Source organism: Parvularcula sp. IMCC14364 (assembly GCF_030758415.1).
Lineage (GTDB): Bacteria > Pseudomonadota > Alphaproteobacteria > Caulobacterales > Parvularculaceae > Aquisalinus.
In genome coordinates, this window is the sequence record NZ_CP132334.1 from 3404859 (window position 1) to 3417277 (window position 12419).

A 12419-nucleotide genomic window follows, 5' to 3' on the forward strand; every position below is an offset into this window, starting at 1 on the left:
GGTGATTTAGCCATCGTCAGTCTGCCAATTATTTATATGTGCCAAGAGGCCAGTTCTCTGCTTTTGTTACTTTTGGCGCCATGCTTGACATAAGTGACATCATACCAAGCATCATGCGCGCACCAAATGTAGCCTTGCCGGTTTCCATATAGGCTTTGAAATTTTCTGTGATCCACTTGCCACCTGATGCCATGGATTTTTCCGTCTTCGTGCCTGCAGGGACATTTTCTGTAATCAGGCAAAATTCCACACCGCCATCCACTTCCTGAAGAGTGTAGGTGACTTTGCAAGGGGCATCGTCCGTGGTGGTGAATTTGAATGTGTGCACATAACGGTAAGGAGGTTCAAATTCCAGCACTTCCCCCACGACAAAGACATTTTTTCCATCTTCGGAAATCATGCGATAGGGCGCTCCTTGTGTAAGAGCCTGATCCAAAAGTATCTGGGTGATTTCAACGACTTATGATTCTCTTTGTTTGCTTAAGACACGGAGGATCAGATGAGTTGGAATGAAACCACCCGCACATATTATGACCGCAGTTTCCTGCGCTATGCAAGTGATCTGACGGACGACGAATGGGCTTTGATTGAACCTGAAATACCTCTTCCAAATCGGATGGGGCGTCCTCGCAAGTGGCCGATGCGGGAGATCATGAACGCCTTGTTGTATATCGCGTCTACTGGCTGCCAATGGCGCATGTTACCAAGGGATTTCCCGCCTTTTTCGACGGTTCAGAAATATTTTTATTGGTGGCGTGATGACAGATTGCTGGAAAAGATCAATCACCGCCTGCTGTTTGAATGCCGCGAAGCACACGGCAGAAGCCCACACCCCAGCGCAGGTGTGATCGATAGCCAGTCGGTTAAAACCACAGAAAGTGGCGGTATTACTGGCTTTGACGCGGGCAAAAATATAAAAGGCCGCAAGCGGCATATTCTGACGGATACGGAAGGCTTTCTGGTGACAGCACTTGTGCATGCCGCGGATGTACAGGATCGCGACGGCGCACCAGCGGTGTTGATGGAAGCGCGAGACAAATTTCCATGGCTTCGCCATATCTTTGCCGATGGTGGCTATGCGGGAGATAAGCTAAAGCGCAAACTTAAAAAAGTCGGTCCATTCCGGATGGAAATCATCAAGCGATCCGATAAAATGAAAGGCTTTAAAGTCCTGCCCCGGCGATGGGTCGTAGAACGCACATTCGCATGGTTAGGGCGATCACGCCGTCTCGCCAAGGATTGGGAACGATGCTGGACCTCAGCTATCGCATGGCTATTCATGGCTCACATCCGTATCGCAACAAGACGACTGGCAAGAGCATGTTTCATATGAAAGACTTTTGATTCAGACTCTAAGACCGGGCGTGTCGCATACAGCGCCGTAGAAGAATGGCCGTGGTGATGTGGTGTTAACAAGTTCTGACCAGACTTTCTCTATGGGGGCGTTAATCAGTATCTTGTATATTTTCTTGTTATTATCCATTTTTCGTTTCTTTCGTGTTGTTTGTTGCTTTCGATTCGGCTTGATATTTGATGAGTGTCAGTTTGCTACTCCAATAGGCGCTGTACTCATCGGACCATCGGTCATAAATAATTTGTATGGGTATTGCGTTGAAATACAGTTTTCTGGTGCGCCCTGACTTTTCTGAAATAACCAGATCGGCGCTTTCGAGAACACTCAGGTGCTTCATCACAGCGATCCGCGTGAAATCAAAAGATTCAGCCAAAGTGCCAACGGCGATGCCGGGGTGTATACGAACTAAATCTAGCATCTGCCGCCGCGCGGCACTGGCCAGAGCCTGAAATACCTGATCTGTTTTACCGTCTTCAATCATAATATGTAACTACCTAGTTACATATTATGATTCTGTCAATATATTTCCCTGTGCAGGTATCCTATCCCCGAAGTCAGAAAATCTGGCAAAGGAGCGCCGCTCTGAAGGTAAATGCTAAAATGAGGTAAGGTGGTGAAGTTTCGTGTTGACAGGTTCGTGTTTGTGGCGTTATCAGATGAAAAGCGCCGATTTGACCTCTTCAGCTTGCAGGCGCGAAATAAATGTAGCTAAAGCGGAGAGGTGCAAATTACGGACAATTGTCCGTAGTGACGGCGCCGTTCCCATACAATTATTTCGCAATACTTCCTGCGTTGAGGCCAAGCGGTCTAAATGCAAGGAGCTTGTAACATGGGCTGTGCGGATGCCTGTATAAGTACTGATGAATCTGGACCAGTATATGCTGGATCGGAAGCAGCATTCCCACGGTTGCAGTCAGTTCGCGGAACACTGGAGCATGTTTTCGAAATTCCGATTGTATGGCGCGGAAAATACGGCGCGGCGCTACCTAATGAGCAAATAAGGTTGCGCTTTGAGGGTAATCTGGCTGGTCCCAAGGTGTTGGTGCTGGGGGGAATATCAGCCACGCGTTTTGTTGCTTCTGGCGAAGCTGGACAACAAGGGTGGTGGCGTGACATTGCAACCAATGATGGCGGGGTTGATCTCAGTCGCTTTTGCGTGATTGGGGCAGATTATCCGCCAGACTCACTCACCAGCGAAACATCTCTCTGCCCGGAAGATTTTGCAAGGCTTATACATGCGGCACTCGTCAGTGCGGGCGTCGAAAGCATTGATGCTCTGGTGGGGGCATCTTTTGGCGGCATGATTGGATTGAGTTATGCGCGACTTTTCCCCGCTTGTGTCAAGCGCCTTGCGGTATTGTGTGCTGCGCATGAGCCTAATCCAATGGCTCAGGCATGGCGTCAGGTGCAGCGGAAGACCATTCAGCTTGCTCGCGATGCTGGTAGACCTGATGAGGGAATAGCGCTGGCACGGCAATTAGCGATGACAACATACCGTGCAGCTGAGGAGTTTTCTGTGCGCTTCGAAACCTGTCTTGAAAGTCCCCAAAGTGTGGGGCCTTACCTTGATGCAAAAGGCACCCAATACGCGCGGCAGGTTACACCAGCCAGATATTTATCTTTGTCAGAAGCGATAGACCGTCATCAGGAAAGGCCGGAGGATATATCTGTTCCGGCCATCTTTATTGGCGCTCTCTCCGACCGGCTGGTGCCGCTTGCAGATATAGCTGAGTTACAGCGCAGATATGCCGGCCCGTCAGAAATGATCGGAATCTCATCAGTTTACGGACATGATGCCTTTCTCAAAGAAAGCGAGGCAATCAACAAAAATCTCAAGAATTTCCTGAAGGAGCTATCATAATGAGTAATGTGACATCTATACAATCAGTAGCGACGCCGAAACCTCAGACGATCGCGACAACTGCTGGGGTTGCGCAGGATGAGACGCATCATTCTGTTGCTCCGGCATTACACCTGTCTGCGACTTATGGTTGGAAAGATCCTTGTCAGAAGCCCGGTTTCGATTATTCGCGCTCCGGCAATCCGACGCGCCAGCACCTGGAGCAGGCTCTGGCTGACCTTGAAGGCGCAGCGCGGGGCGTTGTCACGGCAACTGGCATGGCGGCCGTTGACCTGCCTTTTAATCTCGTCAATCCCGGCGAATTGGTCCTGGCACCGCATGATTGTTATGGCGGTACTTACAGGCTTTTGTCTGCGCGGGCCAAGCGTGGACATTTCCGACTGCAGTTTGTGGATCAAACCAACGAGCAGGCGCTGCTTGAAGCCTTTGCGCAAAAACCGAAACTGGTGCTGATAGAGACACCATCCAATCCATTGTTACGGGTTTCTGATATTGCGCGCATTGTTGCCCTGGCAAGAAGCGCGGGGACAATCACTGTTGCCGACAATACTTTTCTGTCTCCTGCATTGCAGAATCCGCTGCATTTGGGATGCGACATAGTTGTTCATTCCACGACCAAATACATCAATGGTCACAGTGATGTCGTTGGCGGCGCAGTTCTCTCCAGGGATGCTGCTCTTGGGGAAGAGCTGGCCTGGTGGGCCAACTGCACAGGTGTTACGGGTGCCCCGTTTGACAGTTATTTGACATTACGAGGTCTACGGACCTTGTTTGTGCGCCTGCAGCAACAGGAAAATACAGCACATTCCATTGCAGCAACGCTGGCAGATGACTCGCGCGTCAGTCAGGTGTTCTATCCTGGTTTGAAAAATGATCCCGGGCATGAGATTGCCAGCAAGCAACAGAAGGGTTTTGGAGCTATGCTGAGCGTAGAGTTCGCCGAGCAGGTTGATACACTCGCATTGTTGCGCAGTTTGAATGTGTTCACGATTGCTGAATCGTTGGGGGGATTCGAGAGTCTCGTGTGCACGCCGGCAACCATGACACATGCCAGCATGGATGAGGCGGCCCAGAAAGCGGCGGGCATCAGCAAAAGGCTGGTACGCTTTTCGGTCGGGTTAGAGCATGAAGCTGACTTGCTGGCTGATCTCAACCAGTCGCTTAATCAGGCTACAGCATTTCACCATAATGCAACTGCAGCCTCAGGCTGATACTGATGTTCAGTGCTGCAGATGCTCGTCGCCTATCATCATAATTTTCTTCCAGATTTTGCGACCCATACCGGTTGTCATGGTTTCAATATCGTTGACGGCGGCGATTACTTCTGTGTCTCTCGTGCGCTCGCCGTAGCAGGCGGCGAGTTTGCCGGTTAGGGCCAGCATTTCCGAGCAATAATCAAGATAGCGGGATAATTCGTAGGGACTCATATTCCGGTCCGGGGATGATGCAGTGCGCGTCGCGCTGCTGCTCATCGCCATAGGGTCTTTGGTCAACTGGTGCATGTCAATCACATGAGCGAAGGAGCGTAATTCATGCAGATGTTTCAGAATAAAGCCGCGTTTCTCACGGGCCTCCAGTGTCAGAAGAAACCAGATGGCGGCACCTGCCAGAATGAACAGATTGACGATGGATTCCAGCGCCTGTGTCAGTTCCGCAGTGCTGGCGCCCTGAAAGAGATCAAAATATTCAAGATAACGGGCCGCCCCGATCTGGGCTGCGATGCCACCGGCAAGGACAATGATTACGAAGGATCGCAGAAGAAGGTTTGGCCTGCTTGCTGCGCGTACGCGCCTTGAAGTGGTTTCTCCAACCCTGAGAAGATCGGTACATACTTTTAACAGGCCGCTAGTCGGAAATCTCTCAGAGATACGGGCCCGTAACCGCAGCAGTTCCTTGACGATATTCTCTTCTTCCAGTTGCTGGATCATACGCGTCCCCGTTCATGTGACTGTTGAGCTTAGCGATGCTGTAGGGAGAGGGCAATGAAGCGATAAGGGAGGGTTCTTTGGTAAGTGGAAAATAGCAGAATGATTGTCAAGATTCTGAGTGAAAACTGTCACACTTTTCCGCTATCTGTCCTGCATGTTGATATCACTGGATTACCCGTGTGATATGAGCCCTCTTAATAAACTTGGCCCCGCTCAACCGAACGGGGCCTTTTTTTTAGATGCACTTCCAGGAAGCTATCAGAAGCTTTTTTCTAGCGAGATGCGGAAATTCCGTCCTGGTTGTGGGACCACTGCTTTGAGCGGCGATGAGTGCTGACGAATTTCTTCATCGGTCAGATTAAGGCCCGCAATGCGCACTTTCAGTGTCGGGTCAGATTTTATCGGCGTTATGCTGATGAAGGCATTCAGTGCCGTATAGCTGTCCGTTGGCAGCTCAAATGGCGCAACGGAATTCTGTTCCGCAGCATAATCAACTTCACCCCGCACTATGAGATAGTCACTCTCAGCTTGCAGGCCGAGGAGCAGGCCAAGTGGTGGAATCTGTGGAAGATTGTCGTTGTTCACAACATCTTTCTCAGCTTCGACTTTTTCCAGAACAGCGTCTGCGGTCCAGACCGTTTTCCCATCGTCGCTTAGGATGACATCACCGGCGATCTCAAAGCCCCGGAAAACTGTATCCGCGGCCTGGAATTCATAGATCGGCAATTCATCTTCTTCTCCGCCAGTGGCGCCAAGGAAGATAAAGTCATCATAAGTTGTATGGAAGACATTGAAGGACAAGGAGGCGACTTCATTTCTGAAGCGGATCGCTGCTTCTATGCCTGTTGCGGTCTCTGTATCGAGAGTATTGTCGCCAATTTCAAACTGATTTGTGGCGAGGTGTGGGCCATTTGAGAACAACTCTTCCGTTGCTGGCGCACGTTCTGTACGGAAGATTGTGCCACCAACACGCCAGTTTTCGTTGAAGTGATAATCCGCACCACCAGAAACACTGAATGTATCGAACTCACGCTCGACATTGTTGGTGTCATCTGTATGGGACGTGTTTTCAAACCGTGCAGCGCCTTCGAAGTGCCAGTCGCCAACATTCGTTTCCTGGAACGTAAAGAGGCCAATCTGCTCTGATGTGGTTGGCGGGACAAAGGCTTCTTCACCAATGGCGGAGAATTCGTTGTCGTTATATTGCAGGCCAACAGCGCCTTTCCATTCGCCGCGCGGGCGCTGGATCAACTCAAGTCGTGTTTCAAAGCCTTCATTCGTGAAGACAGTGCCCACTTCGCCTGGTCCTTCAAATTCAATATGTTCGTAGTCAGCATAGCCTGCAAAAATATTGATTTTTTCGAATGTGGCACCATCAAGAGCCAGTTCACCATTCAGGTCATAGCGGGTCTGTTCGAGTTCGATGAAGACATTTTCTTCTTCTTCCTCTTCTTCGTCACCGCCTTCTTCTTCACCCTCCTCATGGTGATGGTGACCGCCGCCTGGCACACCATATTCAGAATTGGCCTGTTTGACAGCGAGGCCAATGAAGCCTCTGTCTGAAACGAAAGAGAGGCCAGCGGCGAGTGTGTCGGTTTTGGTGAAGGAATTTTCGAGGACATCACGTGCTTCTTCTTCCTCCTCTTCTTCACCTTCGCCTTCCTCAGCAGCACGCTGGAATGCTGATTCTGCAAAGCCCGGGATGTCGTAGTCATCCGTATCGCGATAGGTGCCCTCAATATGGAGGACAATGTCGGCTGTGCCTGCCTTGCCAAGCAGGAAGTTGGCAGCGCCGGCCAGTTCCGAGCCGTCATCAACAGTGCTGGCCGTGGCGCGCAGAACGCCATCAATGCCGTCTTCCGGCACTTCGCGTGGGATGCGACCGTCAATTATGTTTACAACACCGCCTGTTGCGCCCGATCCGTATCGCAGAATGCCGCTGCCGCGGACAACTTCAACACGCTCTGCCAGTGCAGGTTCTGCCGCAACCGCATGATCCGGGCTGATAGATGACGCGTCCACTGTGCCGATGCCATTATCCAGAACACGGACACGGCTGCCACCCTGGCCGCGAATAATTGGTCGGCTGGCTCCTGGGCCAAAGAATGTAGAGGTGACGCCGGGTTCGGATTTGAGTGTTTCACCGATAGTGCCGTTGAGCCGGTTGGCAAGCTCATCACCATCAAGAACGGATACGCCGACAAGGCTTTCGTCAACGGATGTGTTGATGGGAGAGCCGGTCACGAAGATTTCGTCTTCTGTTGAAGAATCCTCATTTTGCGCCAGGGCACCGGAAAAAAGGAATGGTGTGGCACATAAAAGTGCAGACGTTGCGCTGGTTAAGCGCAGTGATTTGATAGACATGGAATTTCTCCTGAAACTGAATAAAGCGTCGCCCAGGGTTCAAGGACGGACGCAACTGAATTTTTTTGTGAGATTATTCAGTTTGCAGGGGGTGCACGGGCGGAGGGGTGTGCGAGGGTTGTTGTACACCTGGCGGTCACTTCTGCGACCGGTTGATCTGAGGCAGGTCTGGCGAAAACAAGGGCAGAAGTATTATCCGGCAGAACCGGTTCCATATCCTGATCAGTCAGAATTGAGATAGAGCAGGGTATGCCGTCATGGCTATGGGGGTCTTCGCCATGCTCCAGCGCATGCGCTGCAGAGACGGCTTGTATTGAGACAAGCAGAATCGCGAGCAACGCAGCAAAAGCGCCGGAAATGTTCCATGCCTTATACATGCGCCACATATAACGCCTCTGTTGTATTATCACAATCCGACCGCAATCGATTCAGCCATGGTGTGGCTTTCCGGGCGCAGCAACACTTTCTGTCGTCCCTGCCAGATGTCCGTCTGGCGGTTGCATTAGCCTGAAACTGTTTGCGCTTTGCGCTCATTCCCCGTTAGAAGGCCCGACACATGAATGCCTTGAAGGACACCCAATCGCGTGGATAAACCTGAATTCACAGTCTTGCTGCCAGTCCTTAATGAGGAAACGGCTATTGAAAAGCTGGTGCGTGAGATCTTTGAGAAAATGAGTGATGATCTGGACCTGCGCGTGGTTGCCATCAATGACGGCAGCGATGACCGGACGCCTGAATTGCTGGACCAGTTGGCGCAGGAATTTGAGGGACTGTCGATTGTCCATCACCCGGTGCGCTGCGGCAAAAGTGCTGCTCTGCGAACCGGCGCAAATGTTGCCCGGACCATCTGGGTCGGCACAATGGATGGTGACGGTCAGGATGACCCTGCGGACCTGTTGGCGATGTGCCGTGAAATTGACCTGACCACTGTTCAGGAAACCGGTCTTGTTGGCGGTGTCCGGCGTGCGCGCACGGATGGAGATTCCCGCAAATATGCATCTCGTTTTGCCAATGGATTGCGCAAAAGCCTGTTAAAAGACGATTGCCCTGATACGGCCTGCGGCCTGAAAGTGCTGCCACGGCGTTTGTTCCTGTCATTTCCTTTTTTTGATGCCCTGCACCGGTATCTACCGGCTTTTACCAAGCATTTCGGTTTTGAGACCCGCTATGTGACGGTCGAGAACAGGCCGCGTGATGGGGGCGAGTCAAAATATACCAATTTCGGGCGCGCTGTAGCGGGTCTTTTTGACCTTACCGGTGTGATCTGGTTGATGAGACGCACGAAAACGCCGGGCCGGGCTTTCGTCGCTGACCAGATAATGTCAGAAAACAGATCTTGATATAGGTGGCTGTCGCGCGATGCAGTTTGTAAGTTCCCGTCTTGGTCTCGATGACCACCACATATCACTGAAGCCGGCCGCGTGGCTGGCGTTGATGCTGATTTCCCTCGCCGCAATGTTGCCCGGCTTCTTCAATATTCCGACCATGGATCGGGATGAAGCGAGATATTCTCAGGCGTCACGCCAGATGATGGAAACCGGCGATTATGTTGATATTCGCTTCCAGGAACAGGCGCGGCATGTGAAGCCGGTTGGCATTTACTGGATGCAGGTTGTAACGACGGCCCCGTTTGGGGGCAGTGAAGCTCCGCAATGGGCGCACCGTCTGCCGTCCCTGTTTGGCTGTCTGATTGCGGTTGCGCTGACGGCCTGGTTTGGTGCCCGCCTGGGGGGCAGCAGGGCCGGGTTTACCGCCGGGTTGATCATGGCCGTGGGGTTATTGATGTCCGTCGAGGCGCGCACCGCCAAGACAGATGCCATGCTGCTGGCATCCATCACCATGGCGCAGGTTGCGCTTTATTACATTTTTCATCCTCCTGATTCAAAGGAACAGAAATTCGTCGGATGGCCGCTGGTTTTCTGGCTGGCACAAGGAGCAGGCCTGATTATCAAGGGGCCTATCATCACACTGGTTTCGGTTACAACGCTGCTGGCGCTCTGCCTTTGGCGGCGGGATATCAGTATCCTCAAACGCCTCAACCTGCCGGTCGGCTTACTCGTGATGTTTGCCGTGGTATTGCCATGGGTTGTTATTATCACAATCCAGACGCAGGGCGGGTTCATTGAGGAATCCATCGGTCATGCGCTGATGGGCAAGGTGGCCACAGGCGATGATTCTCATGGTGGCCCACCGGGCTATCATACCGTCGGATTACTGGCGATGTTCTGGCCGGCAACCCTGCTGCTTGTTCTAGCAGCGGTGACGGCCTGGCAGCGACGTCGGGAGCCTCTCGTGCAATATCTCATTGCCTGGATTGTCCCGACCTGGGTTGTCTTTGAACTGGTGGCGACGAAGTTGCCTCATTATGTCCTGCCGGTTTACCCCGCCATTGCTATTCTCGCAGCCTTCGGTGTCAGCGATGCAGCCAAACTTCTGTCTCTCAGGGGTGTCAGGATTGCGCACTGGATCGTCACCGTGCTGTTTGTCATTGCTACGGGGCTTCTGGCCTGGCTGCCGTATTATCTGGGGCCGGAAATCGGGGCGCAAAATGTGCCGGGAGCCGCTATCCTTGTGGTGCTGGCAGCACTGTTCGTGATCGGAGCGGGACTGTTCCTGGCAATGAAACCAACACATGATCGCGTCCTGCCTTTAGCGGTCAGTGCCGTGGTCTATTTTCTGGCCATGTATCAGTTCACCTTTCCGGCGTTTGACAAATTCTGGCTGACGCGAGGACTGGACAGAGAAGTGGCAAGCCTTGAAGGCTGCGATAATATTGCCTTTGCGACCCTTGGCTATCGTGAGCCAAGCGTTGTCTTCACGTTCGGTACGCAAACCCTGCTTGCTTCTGACGAAAGGGCAGTGACGCATCTTCAGCAGAATCCGTCTTGTGGCCTTCTTGCTGTCAGTCAGGTCGAGGAGGCGCGCTTTCAACAGATGTTGGCAGAGCGTGATCTTGACGTGCTCTCTCTCGGGTCTGTTGAGGGGTATAATTATGTTAAAGGGGATGAGCTGGTCATGACCCTTTATGCCGGGGCACAAACTGCCCTGACGAAAGTGCCAGGCGAGCGGGACAGTCAGGTCAACTGAAAAGGGCCCGAACACGCCAGTGTATCCAGGCGCACCGTAAGCATCGTTAAAGGCTGCGACCAGCCCGAGGGCCGAAATGCACAACCATGTCCATCATGTCAAAGAGCCACCGGCACGAGACCTAAGGGGAGATGCGTGCCGGCATGATCAGGCAGTTCTGATAGATGTCACTATAGAACAAAAAATGAACAAAAGTCAAGGGTGAAAATTCCCTGTCTCGCTGCATTGCCAAAATGTTATTTTCGGGTCAGGCTTTTTTTTATGCCCGAGCTGCCTGAAGTCGAAACTGTCAAGAATGGCCTTATCCCGGTGATGGAGGGCGCGCGTTTCATCAAGGTGGAATTGCGGCGGGCGAACCTGCGCTTTCCCTTTCCGGATCGTTTTGTTGAACGCCTGACAGGCTGGCGCATTTCCGCCATGGAACGGCGGGCGAAATATCTGCTCTTTCATCTGACATCCGGCGAAACCCTGATCATTCATCTGGGCATGACGGGCCGCTTTGTGATTGAAAAGCAGAATGCTGACGGCACGCCGGGTGCGTTCTATTATACCCTCAATAATATCCCGGCGCATGACCATGTGGTCTTTGACCTGGACTTTGGCGAGGGCTTTGCGCGGGTCACGTATAATGATGTGCGCCGTTTTGGTTTCATGGATATTGTGGACACGGATGCGCTCGCACAAAGCAGTCATTTTGCGGGTATGGGACCGGAGCCGCTGGGCAACCAGTTCAGTGAGGCGGCATTGAGTGAGGCGCTGGCGGGCAAGAAGACGCCGGTAAAGCAGGCCTTGCTTGATCAGCGCGTTGTGGCCGGACTTGGTAACATTTATGTCTGCGAAGCCCTTTACCGGGCAGGCATTTCGCCGCGTCGCAAGGCTGCCTCTGTCAGCGGCAAGCGCGCGGCGCGTCTGGCACCGGCAATCAGGAGCGTGCTCTCGGAGGCAATCGCCGCTGGCGGGTCTACCTTGCGCGATTATGCCGGTGCTGACGGTGAGCTGGGCTATTTTCAGCACAATTTCAGCGTTTATGACCGCGAAGGGCAGGCCTGCAGCACCTGCGGGACGGATGTGCAGAGAATTGTGCAGTCAGGGCGCTCCACGTTCTTCTGTGGAACCTGCCAGAGATAAGGAAAAAAGCGTGTTGACGGGCATATTTTGCGTGTCTATACCCGCCTTCCTTGAGTTACAGGATGATCTGACAGAACTATGGCCAATACGTCATCAGCTAAGAAAATGGTGCGCAAGATAGCGCGTAAAACTGCCGTGAACAAAAATCGCCGCTCTCGTGTGCGCACATATCTGCGCCAGGTTGAAGAGGCGATCAGCGCCGGTGACCAGGAAAAAGCCCGTTCGGCGCTGCAAGCGGCTCAACCTGAGTTGCATCGCGCCGTGACCAAAGGCGTGTTTCACAAGAACACGGTATCACGGAAACTTTCGCGCCTTTCAGGCCGGATCAAGGCGATCAGCGCCTGATCAGGTTGCAAACTTCGACTACGGATGAGCCTGCGTTTTGCGACGCAGGCTTTTTTATTGGTTTTTCAATGGGCTGCATCTGATGCGCCGTTGCGCACAAGGTGCTCTGCGCACGGGATGCGCTGAATGTGGATAAATCCCTGCTTGCAGGCCAGAATATGGAAGACTTCAGTATGGGGCGCTAGGAGCGATTTTTTTTGTTCGAAAAAATGTTTTAATATCAATGTGTCAACCATGAGGGCCCTGAAAAATCGCACCGGTTACACCAAAAAATTGCAACTTTGCTGTTGCTTGAAAATCCTGTCTGACTAGTATGTAGTCATGGCAACGACGGATCAATTATCTGTTTACT

The 12419-nt window shown here is 52.3% G+C and carries 12 protein-coding genes; 7 read left to right on the plus strand and 5 right to left on the minus strand.

Features of this window, described 5'->3' with window-relative positions; all coding sequences use genetic code 11:
- Window positions 1-28 precede the first annotated feature (28 nt).
- Window positions 29-436 carry an SRPBCC domain-containing protein gene (locus RAL90_RS16145; protein ID WP_306252474.1) on the minus strand — a complete coding sequence of 136 codons (408 nt, stop codon included), beginning with the start codon at window positions 434-436 and terminating at the stop codon, window positions 29-31.
- Window positions 437-499: 63 nt separating this feature from the next.
- On the opposite strand from RAL90_RS16145, the gene RAL90_RS16150 reads away from it, so the two are divergent.
- Window positions 500-1333 carry an IS5 family transposase gene (locus RAL90_RS16150; protein ID WP_306249540.1) on the plus strand — a complete coding sequence of 278 codons (834 nt, stop codon included), beginning with the start codon at window positions 500-502 and terminating at the stop codon, window positions 1331-1333.
- A gap of 142 nt (window positions 1334-1475) precedes the next feature.
- Here RAL90_RS16150 and RAL90_RS16155 read toward each other — a convergent pair whose 3' ends face one another.
- Window positions 1476-1835, minus strand: a complete 360-nt coding sequence (locus RAL90_RS16155; RefSeq protein WP_306252475.1) for a helix-turn-helix transcriptional regulator — start codon at window positions 1833-1835, stop codon at window positions 1476-1478.
- 348 nt (window positions 1836-2183) lie between these two features.
- Between RAL90_RS16155 and RAL90_RS16160 the strand changes: the two genes are divergently transcribed.
- Together RAL90_RS16160 and metB are read left to right on the plus strand one after the other, a co-directional pair.
- Entirely contained in the window at window positions 2184-3215 is a 1032-nt protein-coding gene (locus RAL90_RS16160) for an alpha/beta fold hydrolase (RefSeq protein WP_306252476.1), read from the plus strand.
- Window positions 3215-4426, plus strand: a complete 1212-nt coding sequence (gene metB, locus RAL90_RS16165; protein WP_306252477.1) for a cystathionine gamma-synthase — start codon at window positions 3215-3217, stop codon at window positions 4424-4426. The genes RAL90_RS16160 and metB overlap by 1 nt, the downstream gene beginning before the upstream one ends.
- Window positions 4427-4435: 9 nt before the next feature.
- Here the strand turns inward: metB and RAL90_RS16170 are convergent, their stop codons facing one another.
- From RAL90_RS16170 to RAL90_RS16180, 3 genes are all read right to left on the minus strand, one after another.
- Window positions 4436-5143 (minus strand): hypothetical protein, encoded by a 708-nt coding sequence (locus RAL90_RS16170; protein WP_306252478.1) that lies wholly within the window; start codon window positions 5141-5143, stop codon window positions 4436-4438.
- 258 nt (window positions 5144-5401) lie between these two features.
- The gene (locus RAL90_RS16175; protein WP_306252479.1) at window positions 5402-7507 is read right to left on the minus strand and encodes a TonB-dependent receptor; all 2106 of its coding nucleotides are present in this window, start codon (window positions 7505-7507) and stop codon (window positions 5402-5404) included.
- A gap of 77 nt (window positions 7508-7584) precedes the next feature.
- On the minus strand, window positions 7585-7893 hold the full coding sequence (locus RAL90_RS16180) for a hypothetical protein (protein ID WP_306252480.1): 309 nt from the start codon (window positions 7891-7893) through the stop codon (window positions 7585-7587).
- Between the two features lie 198 nt (window positions 7894-8091).
- On the opposite strand from RAL90_RS16180, the gene RAL90_RS16185 reads away from it, so the two are divergent.
- The 4 genes from RAL90_RS16185 (at window position 8092) to rpsT (ending at window position 12067) form a co-directional block, all read left to right on the plus strand.
- The gene (locus RAL90_RS16185) at window positions 8092-8847 is read left to right on the plus strand and encodes a glycosyltransferase family 2 protein (RefSeq protein WP_306252481.1); all 756 of its coding nucleotides are present in this window, start codon (window positions 8092-8094) and stop codon (window positions 8845-8847) included.
- 19 nt (window positions 8848-8866) lie between these two features.
- A complete protein-coding gene (locus RAL90_RS16190; RefSeq protein WP_306252482.1) occupies window positions 8867-10594 on the plus strand; it encodes a glycosyltransferase family 39 protein in 1728 nt (575 codons plus the stop codon).
- A gap of 261 nt (window positions 10595-10855) precedes the next feature.
- Window positions 10856-11722, plus strand: a complete 867-nt coding sequence (gene mutM, locus RAL90_RS16195; protein WP_306252483.1) for a bifunctional DNA-formamidopyrimidine glycosylase/DNA-(apurinic or apyrimidinic site) lyase — start codon at window positions 10856-10858, stop codon at window positions 11720-11722.
- 78 nt (window positions 11723-11800) lie between these two features.
- Complete coding sequence (rpsT, locus tag RAL90_RS16200) at window positions 11801-12067, plus strand: 30S ribosomal protein S20 (protein ID WP_306252484.1); 267 nt, start codon at window positions 11801-11803, stop codon at window positions 12065-12067.
- Window positions 12068-12419 lie beyond the last annotated feature (352 nt).

What these genes read in the sequence shown, in the direction of transcription:
- RAL90_RS16150 (WP_306249540.1), top strand. Translation starts at nt 500, where the DNA reads ATGAGTTGGAATGAAACCACCCGCACATATTATGACCGCAGTTTCCTG.
- RAL90_RS16155 (WP_306252475.1), bottom strand. Translation starts at nt 1,835, where the DNA reads ATGATTGAAGACGGTAAAACAGATCAGGTATTTCAGGCTCTGGCCAGT.
- RAL90_RS16160 (WP_306252476.1), top strand. Translation starts at nt 2,184, where the DNA reads ATGGGCTGTGCGGATGCCTGTATAAGTACTGATGAATCTGGACCAGTA.
- metB (WP_306252477.1), top strand. Translation starts at nt 3,215, where the DNA reads ATGAGTAATGTGACATCTATACAATCAGTAGCGACGCCGAAACCTCAG.
- RAL90_RS16170 (WP_306252478.1), bottom strand. Translation starts at nt 5,143, where the DNA reads ATGATCCAGCAACTGGAAGAAGAGAATATCGTCAAGGAACTGCTGCGG.
- RAL90_RS16175 (WP_306252479.1), bottom strand. Translation starts at nt 7,507, where the DNA reads ATGTCTATCAAATCACTGCGCTTAACCAGCGCAACGTCTGCACTTTTA.
- RAL90_RS16180 (WP_306252480.1), bottom strand. Translation starts at nt 7,893, where the DNA reads ATGTGGCGCATGTATAAGGCATGGAACATTTCCGGCGCTTTTGCTGCG.
- RAL90_RS16190 (WP_306252482.1), top strand. Translation starts at nt 8,867, where the DNA reads ATGCAGTTTGTAAGTTCCCGTCTTGGTCTCGATGACCACCACATATCA.
- mutM (WP_306252483.1), top strand. Translation starts at nt 10,856, where the DNA reads ATGCCCGAGCTGCCTGAAGTCGAAACTGTCAAGAATGGCCTTATCCCG.
- rpsT (WP_306252484.1), top strand. Translation starts at nt 11,801, where the DNA reads ATGGCCAATACGTCATCAGCTAAGAAAATGGTGCGCAAGATAGCGCGT.